This window comes from uncultured Aquimarina sp., assembly GCF_947496855.1.
Lineage (GTDB): Bacteria > Bacteroidota > Bacteroidia > Flavobacteriales > Flavobacteriaceae > Aquimarina.
This window is the reverse complement of record NZ_CANMED010000002.1, coordinates 424,667-446,478: the sequence shown is the minus strand read 5'-3', so window position 1 is coordinate 446,478 and position 21,812 is coordinate 424,667. Positions and strand designations below refer to the sequence as shown.

Annotated in this window: 12 protein-coding genes and 1 tRNA gene; 11 read left to right on the top strand and 2 right to left on the bottom strand. The window is 32.9% G+C overall.

All coding sequences use genetic code 11. The annotated features are described in order from the left end of the window. The first annotated feature begins 48 nt into the window (after window positions 1-48). The 8 genes from Q0921_RS07900 to Q0921_RS07865 all read left to right on the top strand — a co-directional run bounded on the left by Q0921_RS07900 (window position 49) and on the right by Q0921_RS07865 (window position 8,591). The gene (locus Q0921_RS07900; RefSeq protein WP_299255722.1) at window positions 49-1,281 is read left to right on the top strand and encodes an FtsW/RodA/SpoVE family cell cycle protein; all 1,233 of its coding nucleotides are present in this window, start codon (window positions 49-51) and stop codon (window positions 1,279-1,281) included. Further along, complete coding sequence (gene murG, locus Q0921_RS07895; protein ID WP_299255721.1) at window positions 1,278-2,372, top strand: undecaprenyldiphospho-muramoylpentapeptide beta-N-acetylglucosaminyltransferase; 1,095 nt, start codon at window positions 1,278-1,280, stop codon at window positions 2,370-2,372. The genes Q0921_RS07900 and murG overlap by 4 nt, the downstream gene beginning before the upstream one ends. A gap of 22 nt (window positions 2,373-2,394) precedes the next feature. Continuing rightward, on the top strand, window positions 2,395-3,744 hold the full coding sequence (gene murC, locus Q0921_RS07890; protein ID WP_299255720.1) for a UDP-N-acetylmuramate--L-alanine ligase: 1,350 nt from the start codon (window positions 2,395-2,397) through the stop codon (window positions 3,742-3,744). Next, window positions 3,741-4,457, top strand: coding sequence for a hypothetical protein (locus tag Q0921_RS07885; RefSeq protein WP_299255718.1), 717 nt, complete (start codon window positions 3,741-3,743; stop codon window positions 4,455-4,457). The genes murC and Q0921_RS07885 overlap by 4 nt, the downstream gene beginning before the upstream one ends. A 7-nt stretch (window positions 4,458-4,464) precedes the next feature. Then, window positions 4,465-5,814, top strand: a complete 1,350-nt coding sequence (gene ftsA / locus Q0921_RS07880; protein ID WP_299255716.1) for a cell division protein FtsA — start codon at window positions 4,465-4,467, stop codon at window positions 5,812-5,814. Between the two features lie 80 nt (window positions 5,815-5,894). Then, complete coding sequence (ftsZ, locus tag Q0921_RS07875; protein WP_299255714.1) at window positions 5,895-7,898, top strand: cell division protein FtsZ; 2,004 nt, start codon at window positions 5,895-5,897, stop codon at window positions 7,896-7,898. A gap of 159 nt (window positions 7,899-8,057) precedes the next feature. Then, on the top strand, window positions 8,058-8,507 hold the full coding sequence (locus Q0921_RS07870; RefSeq protein ID WP_299255712.1) for a GatB/YqeY domain-containing protein: 450 nt from the start codon (window positions 8,058-8,060) through the stop codon (window positions 8,505-8,507). Between the two features lie 10 nt (window positions 8,508-8,517). Further along, a tRNA-Arg gene (locus tag Q0921_RS07865) sits at window positions 8,518-8,591 on the top strand. Between the two features lie 933 nt (window positions 8,592-9,524). Here the strand turns inward: Q0921_RS07865 and Q0921_RS07860 are convergent. Both Q0921_RS07860 and Q0921_RS07855 read right to left on the bottom strand, forming a co-directional pair. After that, a complete protein-coding gene (locus Q0921_RS07860; RefSeq protein ID WP_299255710.1) occupies window positions 9,525-10,406 on the bottom strand; it encodes an AraC family transcriptional regulator in 882 nt (293 codons plus the stop codon). A 322-nt stretch (window positions 10,407-10,728) separates the two neighbouring features. Then, entirely contained in the window at window positions 10,729-12,453 is a 1,725-nt protein-coding gene (locus Q0921_RS07855) for a tetratricopeptide repeat protein (RefSeq protein ID WP_299255708.1), read from the bottom strand. A gap of 488 nt (window positions 12,454-12,941) precedes the next feature. Here Q0921_RS07855 and Q0921_RS07850 point away from each other — a divergent pair, with 488 nt between their 5' ends. The 3 genes from Q0921_RS07850 to Q0921_RS07840 all read left to right on the top strand — a co-directional run bounded on the left by Q0921_RS07850 (window position 12,942) and on the right by Q0921_RS07840 (window position 21,758). Next, entirely contained in the window at window positions 12,942-15,671 is a 2,730-nt protein-coding gene (locus Q0921_RS07850; protein WP_299255706.1) for a T9SS type A sorting domain-containing protein, read from the top strand. A gap of 947 nt (window positions 15,672-16,618) precedes the next feature. Then, window positions 16,619-20,221: a carbohydrate-binding protein gene (locus Q0921_RS07845; RefSeq protein WP_299255704.1), complete on the top strand. Its 3,603-nt coding sequence runs from the start codon at window positions 16,619-16,621 to the stop codon at window positions 20,219-20,221. A 97-nt stretch (window positions 20,222-20,318) separates the two neighbouring features. Further along, a complete protein-coding gene (locus Q0921_RS07840; RefSeq protein ID WP_299255702.1) occupies window positions 20,319-21,758 on the top strand; it encodes a T9SS type A sorting domain-containing protein in 1,440 nt (479 codons plus the stop codon). Window positions 21,759-21,812: the final 54 nt, after the last annotated feature.

Here is a 21,812-nt window from a genome sequence, read left to right as displayed (position 1 = left end):
AGTAAGGCGAAATAAATAATTTATAATAGAAAATAAAGAAGAGCTAAGTTGACAAAGGTTTTAAGAAATATAAAAGGAGATAGGGTAATATGGGCAATCGTTGCTTTATTAGCCTTGTTTTCGTTTCTTCCAGTGTATAGCGCTAGTAGTAATTTAGCATATTTATATGGGGATGGAAATACTTTTGTGTTTTTGGTAAAGCATTTTGCACATTTGCTTCTGGGGTTTGGTATTATGTACTGGGTTCATAAAATCCCGTATCACTATTTTAAGGGGCTTTCTATTATCATGTTACCCGTAGTAGTAGTGTTGTTGTTGTTTACTATGGCTCAGAATAACACAATTGGAGGAGCAAATGCTAGTAGATGGATTCGTTTGCCATTTGTAGGGGTTACTTTTCAGACTTCTACCTTAGCAGCTGTTGTTTTAATGGCGTTTGTAGCTAGATATCTGTCTAAAATCAAGGATAAAAAAGTAACTTTTAAAGAGTCATTGATTCCACTTTGGCTCCCCGTTTTTATAATCCTTATGTTAATATTACCGGCTAATTTTTCTACCGCAGCGATTATTTTCTCCATGGTGATTATGTTAGTGTTTTTAGGAGGATATCCATTAAGACATATTACGGTAGTGCTTGGAACGGGTTTGTTAGCACTGACATTTTTTATTTTAACAGCTAAGGCTTTTCCAGATGCTTTTCCTAACCGAGTTGATACATGGGTGAGTAGAGCAGAAAACTTTTTTAATGACAAAGATACACCAGAAGATTATCAGATAGAACGTGCGAAAATAGCTATCGCCAGAGGCGGAGTAATGGGAAAAGGTCCAGGTAAAAGTGTGCAAAGAAATTTTTTACCACAATCTTCATCTGATTTTATTTACGCTATAATTATTGAGGAATGGGGGTTAGTTGGGGGTGTTTTTCTAATGTTCCTCTATTTAATGCTCTTATTTAGATTGGTTATCGTTGCTCATAAAAGCTCTGATGTATTTGGTAAGCTGTTAGTAATTGGCGTGGGATTGCCGATTGTTTTTCAGGCGTTGATTAATATGGCAGTTGCTGTAGAATTATTTCCGGTTACTGGTCAGACACTTCCTCTAGTTAGTAGTGGAGGGACATCAATTTGGATGACATGTATGGCAATAGGGATGGTGTTAAGTATAAGTAGTAGTAGAGAGGAAATGTTAGAAACAAATCAGTCTGGTCCGAATAGTGAAAATGAAGAAGATTCAGATATAAAAGAAGAAAATCCATTAGAGGTTTTGAGTGAAGCAATATGAAGCAACAACCAAGAATCATATTATCGGGTGGAGGAACTGGAGGACATATTTATCCTGCGATTTCTATTGCCAATGAATTAAAGAATAGATATCCTGAAGCTTCTATATTGTTTGTTGGTGCTAAAGACCGTATGGAAATGCAAAAAGTTCCGCAGGCAGGTTATGAGATAGAAGGCTTATGGATTAGCGGGATTCAGCGTAAGTTGTCGTTAAGCAATTTGTTGTTCCCTTTCAAGTTATTAAGTAGTCTTTGGAGGTCTAAAAAGATTATTAAAAATTTTAATCCAGATATAGTAATAGGTACAGGAGGTTTTGCAAGTGGTCCATTATTGAAGATGGCAAATTCAGCAAAAGTCCCAACAGTACTTCAGGAGCAAAATTCTTTTCCAGGTATTACCAATAAATGGTTGGCAAAGGCTGCGGATAAAATTTGCGTTGCCTATGATGATATGGAACGCTTTTTTCCAAAAGATAAAATTATTAAAACAGGAAATCCTGTGCGTCAAGATTTATTGGAGATACATAGTAAGAGGAAAGAAGCAATTGCTAAGTATAATCTTGACCCTGAAAAGAAAACAATTTTGGTTATCGGTGGGAGTCTTGGTGCAAGAAGAATAAATCAATTAATAGAAAAAGAACTTGAGTTTTTTGCGAAGAAAGAAGTTCAGATACTTTGGCAATGCGGTAAGTTGTATTATAATGAGTACAAAAAGTATGATGCTAATAGAGATGTGCAAGTACATCAGTTTTTAGATACAATGGATATGGCATATGCTGCGGCTGATGCAATCGTTTCAAGAGCTGGAGCGAGTTCTGTTTCAGAATTATGTATTGTGGCAAAACCAACATTGTTTATTCCATCACCCAATGTTGCAGAAGATCATCAAACTAAGAATGCTGATGCCATCGTAAGTCAGAATGGAGCTAAAATGCTAAAAGAAATTGAGTTAAATGAAAAGTTCCAGAAAACGATCACTCAGCTATTAGAATCTGAAGCTATGCAGATAAAACTGATGCACGCAATAAAAAAATTAGCATTACCAAATGCAACCAAAGATATCGTAAATGAAATCGAACAAATAATTAAATAAAGAAAAGGTAGAGCGTTGAAGAATGAATAAGGGCTTAAAAGACATAAAGAATATATATTTTATCGGTATCGGCGGTATCGGAATGAGTGCTCTTGCACGATATTTTAAGTTTTTGGGTAAAAATGTAGCTGGATATGATAAGACATCAACTCAGATTACTTCAGATTTAGAAGATTTAGGAATTGATATTCATTTTAGGGATGATGAAAATGCAATTCCAGAATTATTTTTAAACCCCGATGAAACACTTATGATTTATACTCCAGCAATCCCAGTGAGTCATAAAGAACTGAACTATGTAAAAAATAATGGGTTTTCGATTAAGAAAAGAGCTGAAGTTTTAGGGATTATTACCGAAAATACTTACACCTTGGCCGTAGCTGGAACTCATGGGAAAACAACTACAACTGCAATTTTGGCTCATTTATTAAAAGAAAGTGGAGCAAAAGTAACAGCTTTTTTGGGTGGTATAAGTGAAAATTACAATTCAAATCTCATACTAGAAGGGAGTGAAGTAGTGGTAGTAGAAGCGGATGAATTTGATAGATCATTTTTGCAACTCTATCCGGATATTGCTGCGATTACCTCTATGGACGCAGATCATCTAGATATTTATAAAAAAACTAATGAACTAGAAGAGTCATTTAAAGAATTCTCATCTAGAGCAAAAGACCACCTTTTGGTTTGTAATGGATTACCTCTTTCTGGTAATACCTACGGAATAGAAGACGATTCTGACTATTGTGCTCAAAATGTACGTATTGATAATGGAGTATATATTTTTGATTTAAAAACACCTATTGAAATAATTAAGGATTTGCATTTAAACCTGCCAGGTAAACATAACTTGTTAAATGCTACAACGGCCTTTGCTATGGCATTGCTATACGGCTCCCCGACCCCTGCCTTAGCAAAGGCTTTATTTTCTTTTAAAGGAGTTCAGAGGCGTTTTAGTTACCAGATTAAGTCCAATGATTTGGTTTTTGTGGATGATTATGCACATCACCCAACAGAGATTAATGCATTACATCAAGCAATAAGAGAAATGCATCCTGAAAAAGAAGTGTTAGCAATTTTTCAACCTCATTTATATAGTAGGACACAGGATTTTGCAGCTGACTTTGCGGAAAGCTTGAGTCAATTTGATCAGTTGTTGTTGTTAGACATATATCCTGCAAGAGAGTTGCCGATTGAAGGTGTAACTTCAGAATGGTTGCTAGAAATGATAAACTTAGAAAATAAAAAACTAGTTAAGAAGGATAATTTAATAGAGGAGATTTTAAAAAGTAATGCTCGTGTTATCACAACCATCGGAGCAGGTGATATAGGAGAAGAGGTAATTAGTATAAAAGAAGCATTGTTGACGTTATGAAGAACATTTTGATATATGCGAAATTTGCAGGCCTTGTTGCTTTGATAGCATTTCTTTTTGCATTTACAGGTAGTCGAAATGATAACAGAAAGATCAAAGAAGTAGAAATAGAATTTGTCGAAGAACAGAATCCTTACGTAAATGAATTGACGGTTAATAAATTGTTAATACAAAATCAGGTAGGAGTGACGGACGTAGGCAAAGAAATTTTAGTTTTGAATATCGTAGAGAAGGGATTGGATGCGCACAAAATGATTGAAGATTCAGATGTGTATCTTACTGTAAACGGACAACTTAAGGCAAGAATCAAGCAGCGTACCCCAATCGCTAGGGTGAATGCAGTTGTTCCTTTTTATGTTGATGTTACGGGTAATACGATGCCATTATCAGATAATTATTCGGCTCATGTTCCTTTGGTAAGTAATGTTTCGGAACGAGAAGTTTTGGAAATTTTTCCATTGTTAAGAAAAATTCAACAAGACGAGTTTTTAAAAAAACATGTGATAAGTGTTTATAAAAACCAAAGTGGAGATTATGAGTTAGGATTAAGAGTGTATGCTTTTGAGGTAATTTTTGGTAAAGTAGAACAATTGGATAGTAAGGTTAGAAATTTTAAGGCTTTTTATCAAAAAGCTTTAAAGGATCATAGCCTAGATAAATATAAAAAAGTCAGTTTGCAGTTTAGTAACCAAGTGGTGTGCACAATAAAATAATACCAATATGGGAAGAGAAGAGAATGAAATAGCGGTAGGATTAGACATAGGAACAACAAAGATTGTTGCTATGGTAGGTAGATATAATGAGTACGGGAAGATGGAGGTTTTAGGTGTGGGTAAATCCAAAAGCCTTGGTGTGCATCGTGGTGTCGTAAATAATATTACCCAAACTATACAATCAATACAACAAGCTGTGCAAGAGGCAGAGAGTGTTTCTGGAATGAAAATAACTGAAGTAACAGTGGGTATAGCTGGTCAGCATATAAGAAGTTTACAACATAGTGATTATATCACACGTCCTAATGCAGATGCAGTTATCGATGAAGACGATATTGATGCTTTATGTAATCAAGTGCATAAATTAGTTATGTTGCCAGGAGAAGAGATATTACACGTATTACCGCAAGAATATAAAGTAGATGGTCAAGCAGAAATCAAAGAACCTGTTGGGATGTATGGTGGACGACTTGAAGCTAATTTCCATGTGGTAGTAGGTCAAGTAACCTCTATTCGTAATATAGGCCGATGCGTAAAAAGTTCTGGATTGGAATTATCTGATGTAACCTTAGAGCCTTTAGCTTCTGCTAATGCGGTATTGAGCCAGGAAGAAAAAGAAGCCGGTGTCGCATTAATTGATATAGGTGGTGGTACTACGGATCTAGCTATTTTTAAAGATGGAATTATTCGTCATACAGCTGTGATCCCTTTTGGAGGAAACGTAATTACTGAAGATATTAAAGAAGGTTGTTCCATTATAGAGAAACAAGCGGAATTGCTTAAAATCAAATTTGGATCTGCATGGCCAGGAGAAAATAAAGACAATGAAATTGTTTCTATTCCAGGGTTAAGAGGAAGAGAACCAAAAGAGATTACACTAAAAAATTTATCTAAGATTATTCATGCACGGGTTGTGGAAATTATAGAACAAGTTTTTTTAGAAATCAAAAATTATGGTCACGAATCTCCTAAGAAAAAATTAATTGCTGGGATTGTTTTGACTGGTGGAGGATCTCAACTAAAACACTTAAAACAGTTGGTAGAGTATATTACAGGTATGGATACGCGTATTGGATATCCTAACGAGCATCTGGCAGGCAATAGTGACCCGGAAACGACAAGTCCAATGTATGCAACAGCGGTTGGATTAGTTATGGATAGTCTTGTGCATATTAGCAAACAGAAAAAAGCGGCGATAAAAGAAGTTATAGTAGAAGAAGAAATAAAAGAAGAAACAACAACAATCGCTGGAGAAGGTATCGAAGAAGAAAAACCAGTAGTGGATCATAGACCCAGAAAAAACATCCTAGAGAAGTGGACAGAGAAGTTCAAGGAGTTTTTGGATAATGCAGAGTAGTTGGAAAATTATATAGTTCAGTTTTGAACATAAGAAGATATTAAAAAAACAAAAGTAAGAGAACAAGAAAATTAGCAATTATGAGTGACAAAGAGGAGTTCGAAAACATTTCTTTTGATTTGCCCAAAAATCAATCAAATGTAATTAAAGTTATTGGAGTTGGAGGAGGTGGTAGCAATGCCATTAATCATATGTTCCAGCAAGGAATCAAAGGAGTTGATTTCGTTATTTGTAATACAGATGCACAAGCATTGGAAAATAGTTCTATTCCGAATAAGATACAGTTGGGAGTGTCTCTTACAGAAGGATTAGGAGCTGGTGCTAACCCAGAAGTGGGTGAGCAGTCTGCCGTAGAAAGCTACGAAGAGATTAAACGAATGTTAGACACCAATACCAAGATGATATTTATCACGGCTGGTATGGGCGGAGGAACTGGTACAGGGGCAGCACCTATCATTGCTAAAATGGCAAGAGAATTAGATATTCTTACGGTAGGTATTGTTACGATACCGTTTCAGTTCGAAGGGAAAATGCGTAATGAACAAGCACAGTTAGGAGTAGAGAAACTTCGAACTCAGGTGGATTCCTTAGTAGTTATCAATAATAACAAGCTTCGAGAAGTATATGGTAATTTAGGTTTTAAAGCCGGTTTCTCTAAAGCAGATGAAGTACTTGCTACAGCATCTAGAGGAATTGCCGAAGTAATAACGCATCACTATACACAGAATATTGATTTACGTGATGCAAAAACTGTACTTAGTAATAGTGGTACGGCTATAATGGGGTCTGCTAATGCCTCTGGTGCCAAACGAGCTCATGATGCTATTGTAAAAGCATTAGACTCACCATTGCTTAATGACAATAAAATTACGGGAGCTAAAAATGTACTATTATTAATCGTTTCTGGAAAAGAAGAGATTACTATTGATGAGATCGGTGAAATCAATGATCATATTCAGCAAGAAGCTGGTCATGGAGCCAATATCATTATGGGAGTAGGAGAAGATGAGTCACTAGAAGATGCCATTTCTGTAACAGTTATAGCTACAGGATTTGATGTAGAACAACAAGATGAAATTGTAAATACTGAAACAAAAAGAATCATTCATACCTTAGAAGAGGAGCAACGTGCGACAACTCAGGATTTGACTCCTAAGTCAACATCTAGAACGATTCCGGTAATAGCTCCTGTCCCTTTGAAGGAGGAGGTGAAAGAAGAGCCGATTATCAAACATGAATTAGTTGAGGAAGAAGAGGAAGAAAATATTAAAGAATCTTTGTTATTACCTACTACCGAATTCCTTAAGAATTTGGATGTTGTAGATCATGAAGTGGTAAGTCCTTTTTCTACAGATAATGATTTTGTTATCATTAATGCTCAGGAAATTATCAACCAGATAGAAGTTAACGATGCTAATGAATTAGCTGCAAAAGCTGAAAAAGAAAAAGAAGATCAGTTTACCTTGGCATTTGATATGCCTGCAAGTGGAAATGAGGATAGAAATGAACAAAATCTCATTGAAGAGACTACACCTACTATCTTAAATCAAGAAGAAGAGGAAAAGCCAATAGTTTTTGACCTCACAGATGATATTTTAGAAGTAGAGGTAAATGAACCTATAGAAGTTGTTCCTGTTAACGAAAACACATCTGGAGGAGTACGCAAGTATAGTCTTGAGGAATATATGGAAGAGGAAAAACGGTTAACAGAAGCGAAACCAGAGGCAGAGGTGATGGAGGAAGATAAAGAAGTAGTTTTCGAAAAGAAAACTATTGCTCCAGCTCCAGCTCCAGAACAAGAACCTTCTGAAAGTGCAGATCCAATAGATCAACCGATTTCTGAAACGCTAAAAGCTAGAGCTGCTGAACGCAGAGCTAAAATGAAGGAGTTTAATTATAAATTCAGAAATAATGCATCTAATATTGATGATATCGAGAAAGAACCTGCGTATAAGCGTGCGGGGTTAGATGTTGATTCTAAACCTGGATCGTCTGAGTTGTCTAGAACTTCATTAGGAACAGATAGTAATGACGATATTCAATTACGAAAAAATAATTCTTTTCTACACGATAATGTAGATTAAGAATTCGTAAGTATTGTTTGAAAAGATGTAATATTTGTCATTCCAGTTTAGACTGGAATCCAAAATTTAGTAATAATAAATAAACTAAACCGATAATCTAAAATGGATTATCGGTTTATTTTTTATCTTCGCAATCCAAAAGATTAAAACTGATTATCTATGAGTTTACAAGCAAAAGTAATGACTGCTATGAAAGAAGCAATGAAAGCTAAGGATACTAATGCTTTAACATCATTGCGTGCTATTAAATCTGCCATTTTATTAGCTCAAACAGAAAGTGGAGCTAAAGAAGAGTTGACAGAGGATCAAGAGCTAAAGTTATTGCAGAAGCAAGTGAAACAACGTAAAGATAGTGCAGCAATTTTTGCAGAACAAGGTAGAGAAGATTTAGCACAACCAGAATTGGATCAAGCAAAGGTAATCGAGCAATTTTTACCAGAGCAAATGAGTGAAGCGGAGATAGAAGCGGTAGTTGTTGATATCATTACGAAGACTGGAGCATCAGGTATGAAAGATATGGGTAAGGTAATGGGAATGGCTTCTGGACAATTAGCAGGTAAAGCAGATGGAAAAACGATTTCTACTATTGTAAAAGATAAATTATCTTAAAAATTTAATAGGCCGTGTGGCGCAACTGAATAGCGCATCAGATTTCGGCTCTGAGGGTTGGGGGTTTGAATCCCTTCACGGTCACATCAAGCACAAAACCTGCAATGAAATTGCAGGTTTTTGTTATTTGAAAAAGATTGAAGCCTAAAGCTTCAAATTTTTGGAAAATAACAAAAATTGTAAAGCGGTAGCTTTGCTAGTTTTGTATTTGGCAAGGGGAGCGCAATAGGAATGAATGCCAGTTAATCCATTCGTTGTCAATGCACAGGACAAGTGTTCTTTCTCTTGTTTTCCTTTTTATTATTTCTTGGGTAAATTTTTGGTTTGTCTAAGTTCACTGCAGAGTATTGACAGAAAATAGATAATGAGATCTCAAAATTAATATTTAGAAAACATTAGATTGTCAATAGTTTTGAATTCTTCTTAGAACAATTATAAGTAATGTGATATGAGTAAATCAAAACTAATGACATTAAAAAAACTTGCAGAGTTGTCTATTTTTTCGATTTCTACAGCTTAAAAAGCATTAGCTAACAATCCCGAAATAAGTGATAAAACTAAAAATAAGATTAAAAAGCTTTCATTGATATAAGAAACAGATTGGAGAACAAAGGTGTAATATTCTTACTTGTATATAGTAAGAACCTTATGAGAAAGAGGTGAAAAGTGTTGACATGTTAGTAAATGAGAGTGTTGATGTTGTTATTACAGCATATGAGCTTTCTGCAATCTATATACTCAATTTAATATAGGGTTAAGATTGAAAAGTTTTTGAGGATGTTTCGGTTATTGGTTTTACTGATGGAATTCTTGCAGAAAACAGTAATCTAACCTTAACCACAGTTGATCAACACGGAACTAATTTTAGGTTTTATAGCTACCAAAAGGATTCTTGATAGATTAAACTAGTGAAGTAGAAAAAGAAAAGTATAATGCAACTACTGTTCTTAAAACCATTCTTATTGAAGAAAGTTCCTTAAAAAAACTTCTATAACCTATTTATTTTAAAATAGTGATTCACTTTTTTTGAAGGTCATATTTTTTAAGATAATCAGATGGCGTAATTCCCATGAATGATCTAAATTGGCGATTGAAATTTGTAATTGTATTAAAACCAGATTGATAACATACATTGGTAATCTGTAACTCTCCCTCTATAAGTAATTTACAAGCATTTCCTATACGGATTTCATTTAAGAATTGCGAAAATGATTTTTGAGTATGTTTTTTGAAGTATCTACAAAAGGAATTAGGCGTCATGTTGGCAATGGATGCTATGGTTTCTAACTCAATTTTCTTATCAAAATTAGCATTCAAGTAATTGATAATTTTTGCCATTTTTTCTTTTTCGTCTTTTTTAAAATAAAAGCTATTCAATCTAGGACACAATTGTTTATAATCTTTATTAGCGCATAGTAAATGTAGTGTTTCAAGTATTTTTAAGATACTCAATGTTCCTTTAGAATCTACTAGTTGTATTAAAATATCACGAATTTTCTTTGTTGATGTTTTGGAAAATTTTAAACCTTTATTAGCTTCTTGAAAAAGAAATTTAATAGCTTGCATTTCAGTGAGATTTAAAAAATGATCACCTAAAAAATCAGGTTTAAACTTAACAATAATGATGTCAACAGCTCTATCATCCACCTCATCATTATTGTAATATTCTCTGTCATTCCTAAATAAATGCGGTAAATCACTTCCTATCAGATATAATTCACCGGGTTTGAATCTGTTAACAGAATTTCCTACATAACGAGTTCCGGTACTTTTTATAAAGTATATTAATTCTAATTCTTTGTGGAAATGCCAATCCTCTTCTATACAGGGAATATTTGCTCTCTTGACGGAAAAAGATTTTTCTGGTTTTAGTTCAACTTTTTTGTAGGTAAGTTTCATTATTCTTTGGGGTTCTTGATTGGCTAAATTTATAATTATATATATATATATTGTCTTAAAATAATATAATAATTACATAATTTTTCTTAAAAATTTTAATAAACTTCTAACAAATGATTTGATTAAGTTTTACTTTGTCGTTGTTAATTATTTTATTTAATTGTATTTCAATACGGTAATAAATAGGTTTTTATGTATTACTAATTTTTAAGTTTTTACTTTGGATTAATACTTAAAAGTCTTGATGCGGAATTATTTTCATTAGAGTCATATCTCAAAATTTTAAAATTAAGTTTTACAACCTTTCTAGTTTATAACAATTTTAAATTGTGTCTAAGAATTCTTTTAATCTTGTTTCTTCCGGAAGTTTCATTTTCTTCTTTATTCTTTTTCTTGCCATTTTAATAGCATGACTTGACACACTAAGGAGTTGAGAACAATCTTTAATACTTAAATTTAATTTTAATAACAAGCAGTGTTTTATATCATTTGCAGTTAGTTGAGGGTAATTATCTTTAAGAACAATAGCTAGATTTGGATACCTTGATTCAAGCTTGTCATAAATCAAATTGATGCCATTGGAACTATTTAGCAAATCGTTTAGTTCTTTTTTTATGTCAGTGAGTTGATGATAATCTTTTTTATTTATTATGACGTTTAACTTTGATTTTACGTACTTAATTTTTTTGTTTTGATCTTGTATTGATGCAGCGGTAGCTATTAGTTCTTCTTCTCTTTTTTTGAGCTGATCTTCATAATTCTTTTTTTCGTTCGCCTTAAGTATTTTAACAGTGATTTTACTTTTATTATATTTTTTTAAAATCAAAGTCGTGATAAAACCTAAACAGATACATAATAAGATTAATGATAGGATTATTATTCTAAATTTCTGTTTTTGATTCCATAATCGTAAAGTGTTTTTTTCTTTTCGCTCTCTTATAAATCGTAAATCTGAATTATAATAGTTCAAGATATTCTTATCTGTTATATTTCTTATGCTATCTGTTATTTCAATATATGATTTGATAGCTATATTGGCTTCTTTATGCATCTTAAGAAGATGATAGTTCTCAGATTTATACTTGTAAGCTTTCATAAGAACTTTCATATTTACTTTTGGAATTGTTATAATACTATCATAATATTTATTGGATATATGTAATTTGTTTAGTTTAAAGTTTAATTGCCCTTTGATTTCATAAAAAAGAGAAAGTATTTCATTATCCAAGGGACTAATAATTGTTTCAGAGAATTTATTAATTATAACTTCTGCTTTCTGTAAACTATCCGAGAGTAGAAAAAGGTTAGATGTCTTAAGTAAAGAATATGCCTTTAATCTTTTGTTTCTGTGATCGTTAGCTACAGATGTGTTTTTTTTCCAAATTTTTAATGCATTTTTTAGATCTTTTTTTCTTTCATAAGCATTGGCTAGAGTTTCAAAATAGTTAAAAACAATTAACCAATTTTTTAGGGTATCATTGGTAAATCTATTTTTTAATTTTGTTAATCTTTCAATGGTTTTTTTTTCTTTACCTAATTCGTTGAACATATTAAAAATGTTAAGCTTTAGAAGTAAAGTGTCTTCCATTTTATTGTTTATGGCTATTTTATACGCTTTTCGGTATAAAAAAAGAGCTTTTGTGTATAAGCCGTTTTTAGCATTGATAGTTGCCCTATTAGTAAGTATATTTTTTTTTAATTTCTTATAGTTTCTTTTTTTTTGAATTATTGAATAGGCCTTATCTAAATAGTAACCAGCACTATCATATTTGTTTAGTCTCATAAAATGATCACTATAGTTGTAGTACACAGTAATTGTACCTCGTTCATAGTTATGTTTTTTGGATAAACTATCAGCTTTGCTTAAAGCTTTAATATTGTAATTAGCACCTTTTCTCGATAATTTTAATAAGCTATCTATTTGCGTGTGGAATTTATTTTGTTGTCCAAAACAAAAACAGAATTTTATAATCAATATTATTTTTAAAAGCTGAATGGGTTTAGGAGTTTTTAGTTTATCGCAAAGTTTAGAAAAGTATGGGCGCATTAGTTCTGATATGGGGTTATACTATTTAGAATTGTTTTATAATTATAGATAAGTTTTTTTTCAAACGCCTTAAATTTATTCATAGTATACTAAATGTACTCCTTAAAACTTAAGAATAATAAAATGTACACTTATTGTACACCAAGTTCTATAACTGAAGCATTAGAAACTATATACTTTTGTTCCCACACTTTTAAAAACTAATACTTTAAACTCAATAACGCAAAATTATGTTAGTATCCATTTACTCATATTATCCTCTCAAAAATTAAAGATTTGAGGATATGAATTTTTACTGATCCCACTCTTTATATTCATTTTAATCCAGACTTCTACAAATATTTTTTATAAAAGTTAGTATGTTTTGAAAATTCATTTTTGAGTTTCACTTTTTGATAGAAAGCTTTTAAAAAAACTATTTGCTACAATAAATAAGGATCAAAAAATGAGATTTATTTTATTAAAAACAAAACTTAAACAATTACACAATGAAAAATCACACACTTATTAAGTCTTATCTATTAATTTTTTTAGTAAGTACTTTTTTTACAGGATATTCACAATTTGAAAGAATGATTCCAGAAAATACTGTAACTCATAAAGCTGTTACGAGCGGAAATTGGTCTGACCCCAATACTTGGGGGAGTAATAATATTCCTGGTTTAGCATCTATAGTATGGATACCTGAAGGAATCAATGTAGATTATGATATGAATAGTAACGAACACATTTTTGTGATAAGAAACGATGGGACTATTTTGATGAATGCAAAAAATAATAAGAAGAGGAAGTTGGTAGTAGATTCCTTTTTAGGGAGCAGCAATTCATTTCTAAATATCAATGCTTCAGGAGAAAATAGTGGTGCTGTAGAAATCGTTCTAAAACCTTTTGATATTGATAAGAAAAAAAATCAAGAAATACGAGGGGCCAATTGGAATACATATGCAATGGCTCATTACAATGATAACAAAAGAGTAACTAATCATTTTGGAAATCAGTTGTCATCAGATGGGACTGGAGTTTTGGGGAGGTATGAATGGGATCCCAAACAAGCATCGATTTCAATAATGACTTGGGGAAAAGTTAGGATTAAAGGGAAAGATAAACTAGATTTTTCCGAATCTTCACGAGATATTTTAGCAAATCAAGATAAAGTTTATTTGAAATCTCAACCAGTGGGCTGGAAAAAAGGAGATTTCATTTTAATTTCAGGAACTGAAGGAGGAGGAGATAACGAGGTTATTCAAATTAAAGAAGTTTCTGGAAACGTGATAACTTTAGAAAAGAGAACTAAGAAGAATCATAAGGGCGTAAAATTAAATGGAAAAGATTATTTTACTTATATAGCTAATCTGTCAAGAAATGTAATAGTTAGATCATTTCATACTAGTATTGAAGAAAACCATACAAGAAGGGGGCATGTTATGTTTATGTTTAATGGTGATGTAATTGTGAAAAATGCTACTTTTAAAGATCTGGGTAGGACAAATAAGGTAAATGTTTTAGATGACTTAAAAATTGGAACACCTGTAATTACTGGATCAGGAGATAAAAGAGAAATAAGTCTGCCAAATTTTGTTAATGAACCAGAAACGAATTTCTCTAAAATTGAAAATCAAAGAGGAAGATATGCCTTACATTTTCATAAAAGTCTTAGAGGAAAAAATAAAGAGAAATTAATTAAAGCGATTGGTAATGTAGTGTGGGGGTCTCCAGGATGGGGTATGGTACATCATGATAGTCACGCAGACTTCAGTAACAATGTAGTTCTAGAAATTAACGGAGGAGCTATGGTTGCAGAAAGTGGTTCTGAAACTGGTATTTGGAAAAATAATTTTGTAACAGGAGGTGCTCCTAAAAGGATAAACAATGAACCAAGTGGAATTCCTTTAACTGACAAAATTCGTAGAGTTCTTAGAGAAGTAATTGATGATGACTTTAAAAATCCGTCTGGATATGCATTGCAAGGTCGAGCGGTAGAGATGGTAAATAATGTAGCATCTTCTATTAGTGCTGCTTATCATTATCAAGGAAGCGGAGAAAAAGTGCTCGTGGCTGACAGATTGGATGTTAGTGTGTTTGAAAAACATGGTAAAGTAAATCCTTTTCCATTTCAGGAATCGGTAGTACGTACTGCTGCACCTTTCATAAGGTTTGATGGAAACATAGCTTTTAATTGTGCAGATGGATTTAAATCTCAAAATCGATCAGTTTCTGGTGCTTTTAATCGAGTAACTTCTATAGTTTCTAATATGTTAGTATGGAACGCTGATAGATTCGGTATCTACATCTCAACTAATTTTGGTTATCTAATTAAAAACTCCCAGTTTCACGCAAATGAGAATACAGGGAGACAAAATACAACAGGTGTTTTGATTCAAAAAGATAATGATAATTTAAATTTTCACAATGTTACGTTTTATGGTTATCAAGATAAAGGAGTTAATATTAACAATAGTTTAAATAGTAATACTTCTGGAAACAGTTCTAAAGCACGATTTATATTTAATAAAGTCAAATGGTTAGGTAGTCCTTCTTCTTTTAAACCATATAAGAATAATACAGATAGTCAAATCCGAGTGATGGATGTGGAACCCATAGAAAATCCTGAGATACGTTTTATAAAATCAAATGATATAGATGATACGATAGATTTAAATGGTGATTTTGAGTTTACAATAAAAGGTGAGGTTATTGATCAGATTGGTAAAAGTGATTTTGCACATTATGCACCAAAGAAAGCTCCTTTTTTGAAAAGGATATATAGTTTTGATAGTAAACAAAAATTGGAAGAAAAATTTCTAGATGGACGAGAAGTGAAATCTGATCAGAGAGGTAGTTATGTGAATTTTATAGAATATATATCAGATAGAATAACAGGAGTTACAAAACCAGTTAAATTTAAAATCTACATAAAAAATTATAGTACTAGAGGAAGTAAGAATCAAACTAACGACGATTTTTTCATTTATCCCAATCCATCTGACGAATATATTTCTATAAAACTTCAAGACAAAAATGAAATAGTTTTGAGAAAAATTATTATAACTAATCTTAATGGAATTATTGTAGGTCAAATTGATTTGACTGGAGAACAAAAGGTGTTTGATGATCTTATTAAACTAAATATTGCTAATTATAGTTCTGGGATCTATTTAATTAGCTTTATTGACAACAATGATTTGATCGTAAAGACAGCAAAGTTTGTGAAAAAATGACAAGATATTTTAGAATATATAATTTTTAATCATAAAAGCAAAGGAAAAACACATCTGACTTTTATTAAAAACAAATAGGTTAAGAAAATGTAGTTGAAGGATAAAATATGAGAACTAAGATACTCAGACTTCAATTATTTTTGAATCAAACTTAAAACCTCATTTTTAACCAAACGTAAATCACACAATGAAAACTCCTCTAATTAATATTTTTTGATAGACTAACTCGTGGTATATCAATTCTCTTCCTAGTGACTTAACTAGTTACAAGGTGATATATATGCAATTTATTGATTAAAAAGTATACGACTTTTTGATCTAATAGATAATTGCACTGATCAAAAATTTATTTCACAAACTCAACTGTACATATGAAAAATTTAAAATTATTTGCGCCGATCGCAGCGATTTTTTCTGTGATTGCATCTTGTTAAAAGGATGAAATTATAGATAATACTCAGACAGAGGTTCAGTCACTTACATAAAGTATCTTGATGCCTTATGTAAGGCGTGAGTGAACCCTAATGGAGCAATCCATTCGTCGGTGAGATATTTGGATGAGCCAAATAGCATTATAGATTCTCCTTGGAGTACCTTATTAGTTAATTAAGAACTGAAATGCATGAACTTTTATCTGGTGTAGACTTTAATAATCTTTACGGGGTTAGGTCTTATTTAGGCGTTATTTGATTTTTATGTGTTGCTGCACCAGATATAATATTTAACATTTAAAGCATTGTTAGTTATTGCTTTATGTTTGTTTTGATTCTACGCGAGGTAGATGTTACTATAATTTTTTGATTTATTGAATCTGATTAGTCTACAGTCCCCAATTGAGTTCCAGTCAAATTTTGAAAAAAAATAAAGAGTAGTGTCTCCTCGTGTATATCATTTTAGCCCTTTAATTTTTAAAACTCAAATCAAGTTAATACTTAAAACTTAACATAATGAAACTTTTAAAACCTTACTTTTTAATTGCCTTTGTTTTTTTTGGATTTATTTCAAAAGCACAGGTTCTCGAAGGAGAACCTAGACGATGGCACAAACTGAGTCTTACATTTAATGGACCTAATACAACAGAAACGTCAAACCCTAATCCTTTTAGTGATTACAGGTTAGAAGTTACTTTTATTCATAGAGACAGTAATAGAAGATACATAATACCTGGCTATTTTGCGGCTTGTGGAGATGCTGAGGATACTAGTTGTGACACTGGTAATAAATGGCGAGTACATTTTACTCCAGATGATATCGGAGCTTGGAATTGGTCAGCTTCTTTTACATCAGGATCTAATGTTGCTATTAATGGAGGAGGATCTGCTGCAGGATTTATGAACGGCGAAACAGGATCCTTTACTGTTATTGAATCTAACAAATCAGGTAAAGATTTTAGGAATAAGAATTTAGGAAGACTAACGTATGTAGGTGAGCATTATCTTAAACATACAGGAACGAATCCTGAAAATCCTAATGGACCGTGGTTTTTAAAAGCAGGAGCTGACTCTCCTGAAAATCGTTTTCATTATGATGATTTCGACGGAACACCAGGTAACACAGCAGGTGGAAACAGAAGCAAGACATGGCAACCTCACCAAAGAGACTACGTGAGTGCAGATGCGAGTGCATATACCTGGAACGGAGGAAAAGGAACTGAATTATTAGGAGTAGTTAATTACCTGTCAGGTCAGGGAGCAAATGTAATGTCATTTTTAACTTGGGCAGCAGGAGGCGATGATGGTGCCGTTTTCCCTCATATTTTGAAAGGTTCATTACAAGATTATTCCAATACGGGTAAGGCTGGTCAATGGAATAAATTACACAAAGATCGTTTTGATGTTTCTAAACTAGCACAATGGGAAAAGATAATGGAGTATGCTGATAAGAAAGGTGTATATCTACATTTTAAAACAATGGAAACAGAGAATTGCGAGAAAATGGATTCTCATACTTTTGGTAGAGAGAGAAAATTATATTATCGTGAACTTATTGCTAGATTTGGTCATCACCTAGCGCTTAATTGGAATCTTTCTGAAGAAACGACAATTAAGGACGGTGTAACCAAAGCGACAGCAAGTTATATAAAAGAAATAGATGCCTATGGTCATCATATTGTGATACATACATATCCTGGAGAACAGGATCAAAGATATACTCCACTATTAGGCAATAATTCTAGTTTGACAGGAGCATCGGTTCAAACAGCTCAAAACAATATACACAGAGATGTAAAAAAATGGATTACAAGATCTAGTGAATCTGGTAAAAAGTGGGTAGTTGCTAACGATGAACAAGGTAGCGCTAATGAGGGTATTATGGTTTCCGATAAGCAAGTGAGAGAAAAAGTACTTTGGGCTACTCTAATGGCAGGAGGTACTGGAGTAGAGTATTACAGCGGTTATACAAATGATGATGGAGATTTAAATGGACAAGATCATAGAAAAAGAGGTAAGAAATATAAAGAGGGAAGTTATGCTCTTGATTTTTTTAATACTCACTTGCAGTCCTATTTGACAGAGATGACTTCTTCGGATGAGGTAACTTCTGACCGTAAAGATTATGTATTTACAAAAGCAGGAAGCATCTATGCAGTTTACAGACCTAATGGGGGATCTACAGGATTAAATTTACCATCTGGTAATAACAAATATGATGTACAATGGTTTAATCCTAGGACTGGAGGAGATCTTACTACCAAAAACACATTAGGAAGTAATTTAGTAGCACCGGATACCAATGACTGGGTAGCTTTAATAACAAGCAAGGATGACGACGGAAACGGCGGCAGTTGCGATAACACAGAAGTAGTAACCTCATCACAAGATGCTTATCTACAAGGAAACACTCGATTTAATAATGGAGAATTAAGAGTAGAAAGTGGAAAAAGAGTATCGTATACTCAGTTTATAGTACCAACAATAACAGAAAATGTTACGAGTACAAAATTAGAACTTTTTGTATCTGCAGATGGCGGGAATGGATTAATAGAAATCTTTAAAGGAAGTTCGAATAACTGGACAGAGGCGAATCTTTCAGGTGCTAATAAACCTTCTGAAGGAACCAAAATAGGGTCTCTTAATACTACTTATAGTAAGGGGCAATCTTATCAGTGGGAATTATCAGGAGTTACTTCTGGTGAAACAGTTTCTTTAATTATTAAGCAAACAGGAGGGAATGATGTTTCTTTCTCATCAAAAGAAGGAACTACAGCACCAAAACTTATTTTGGAACTGGATTGTAATGATGCGAGGAATAATAATGAAGTAGTAGAAATTTCTGGAACTGTAGAAGCTGAGAGTTTTGATACTCAATCAGGAATTCAAGTTGAAAGTACTTCTGGTATCGGAGGAGAACAAAATATTGGATATATTGAAAACGGTGATTTTGTTACTTATAATGTAAAGGTAAAGGCATCTGGAGAATATGAGTTGACCGCAAGAGTTGCTGCTAATACATCAGGCGGAAAAATAATAGTAAAAGCAAAAGGTGCTAAAGTAGGAGAATTATCCGTGGTGAATACAAGTGGATGGCAAACTTGGGAAACCGTAACAACCTTAATTGATCTTGAGGAAGGAGAGCAAATTTTAAGATTGGATTTTTCTGGTGGGAATGGATTCTTATTTAACTTAGACAAGTTAATTTTCATTGAGAGTGATAATAATGGCGGTACAGGAAAAGATTGTATAGCTGTAGAAAAAAATGGAATATTAGCTGTAGAGGCCGAACATTTTGAGAGTCAATCGAAAGATGGAGATAGAAAATGGTATACTTTTGATGAAACTACAACAGGTACTCCGACTCCTGATCCAGATCCAAATCATTCTAATGGAGCAAGTGGTAATGGATATTTAGAAATTTTGCCAGATACAAGAGTTACTCATGGTGACCCTCTTACTTCTGAAAGTTTCTCGAATAAACCAGGAAAAATAGCAATAGTTGATTACAAAGTTAAGTTCACTAGTCCAGGAAAATATTTTGTTTGGGTAAGAGCTCATTCTACGGGATCAGAAGATAATGGTGTACATGTTGGTATTGATGGAACGTGGCCATCTTCTGGACAAAAAATGCAATGGTGTACAGGTAAGCGTGAGTGGACTTGGGAGAGTAAACAACGAACAGGAGCAAATCATTGTGGAGAGCCGCAAAAAATATTCATAAATGTACCAACGGCAGGTGTACACACGATTTCTTTTTCAATGAGAGAAGATGGATTCGAAATGGATAAGTTTGTATTATCAAAAACATATACAAAACCCACAGGATCTGGACCAGCTGAAATACTGGAGGATTGTACGACTACACGTATGTTTGGGACTAATGTTGAACCTGAAAATATTCAAATCAAAGCTTTTCCTAATCCTGTAGATGATTTGGTAACTATTTCAGGAGCTGAAAAAGGAGATCATATTATATTTTATAATCTCTTGGGTAAGGTTGTTTCAACAAAAACAATTTCTGGACAAAAAGAAGTGATAAACCTTTCTAATATTCCCTCAGGAATATACTTAGCTAAAATACTCGGTAAAGGGGTTATTAAAGTAATTAAGAAATAAAAATATGATATATAGAGCAGACACAACATTTTTTGTGTCTGCTCTTATAGTATATTAATGTATAAACAATAAAATTAATTGACATAAAAATCAAATAATGAAAAATCAAATAATAGGATTTGGATATTTAGTCTTGATGATTATGATGTCTATGCTATATGCTCAAACTAGAGTTGGGGACCCAGGAGTTTCTTTTGATTCTAGTAAGTACGACAGCCGATACCCACAGATGAAAGAGTGGGAAAAAGCAGGTGTTAGAGGAGGTGTTCCATTAATGAATAACTTACAAATAGTGAAAACTATTGACGCAGGTGCTAATAGTATAGTGATTAATCAGGCTATTAAAGATGCATCTAGAGAAAATGGATTAGTGGCAGTATTATTAAAAAACGGGAATTATACTATTGATGAACGGATTAATATGAGATCTAATGTCTCATTAATAGGTGAAACAAGAGAAGGTGTAACTTGTACTATTAGAATGAATAATAATAGTGCATTCTACTTTGATGATGTCGAGTATAGTGGAATTTATAGGCTTACGATCCAAGGAAGTTGGGGTAAACCAAAATATGATTGGAATTATAGTTTAAATGCGAATGATGAACTTCCTAGGAATGATAACATAGCTGTTAAGTTTAGAAAATCAACAGACTGTTGGTTGGATAAAGTGAATATTTATGATTGCGCAAAAGATCCGGTAAGAGTACCTTCTAACCACATTACACTAAGAGATCTAAAAGTAGATGGAGCTCATAAAAAAGCTGGAGGAGCGCAAGGATACTTTTTTATTCAGGGAGCTTATAATCTTATTACAGGATGTCAGATTACCCATTTACGTCATATATCACTACAAGGCGGTAATGTAGAATATAATGTGGTTTATGACAATAATTTTAGACAAGAGGTAAGCTTTCATAGCGGCGATAATGGAAATAATTTGATAGAAAATAATACAATAGTATTGCCTTGGGATATGCCGAATTCTAAAGCAGATACCCCTAATGCGGTTTACAATAACAGAAATGAACCAAATTATTACGCCATAATGGGGCCTTGGTCAACACAACATCAAAACTCTAAGAATCCTAATTTTATTTTTAAAAATCGATGTAAAGAGCAGAATCATAATGATGCTACACCTTGGTCTGACCCCAACGTATTATATAAAGGCCCAAGAAAGGTTAAACCCGCAGATCCTTCCACTAATTTTCCAGCTCAACCATTATCTGAAACACCAACAGGAGAAACCTTGTATCCAATAGTGCTTGATAATATATTGAGTATAAGCAATGATGACGTAGAGTTACGATCTGATAATGAGGTGATTTTTTCCCCGAATCCTGCACGAAATTCTATAGCTATCACTGGATTAAAAAAACCGACATTAATAAGGATATATGATCTGCAAGGTGTCGTTGTTAAAGAGGCCATGTCTAATGATTTTAAAGAACTTTTGGATGTTTCTTCATTACAATCAGGGACTTATTTGATTAAATTATCAGGTAGTAAAACCTTTCAGCTAGTTAAAATTTGATGCTTTAAAAATCAGTAGATATTATTAAGTAATGCATATGAATAAAATTATAGA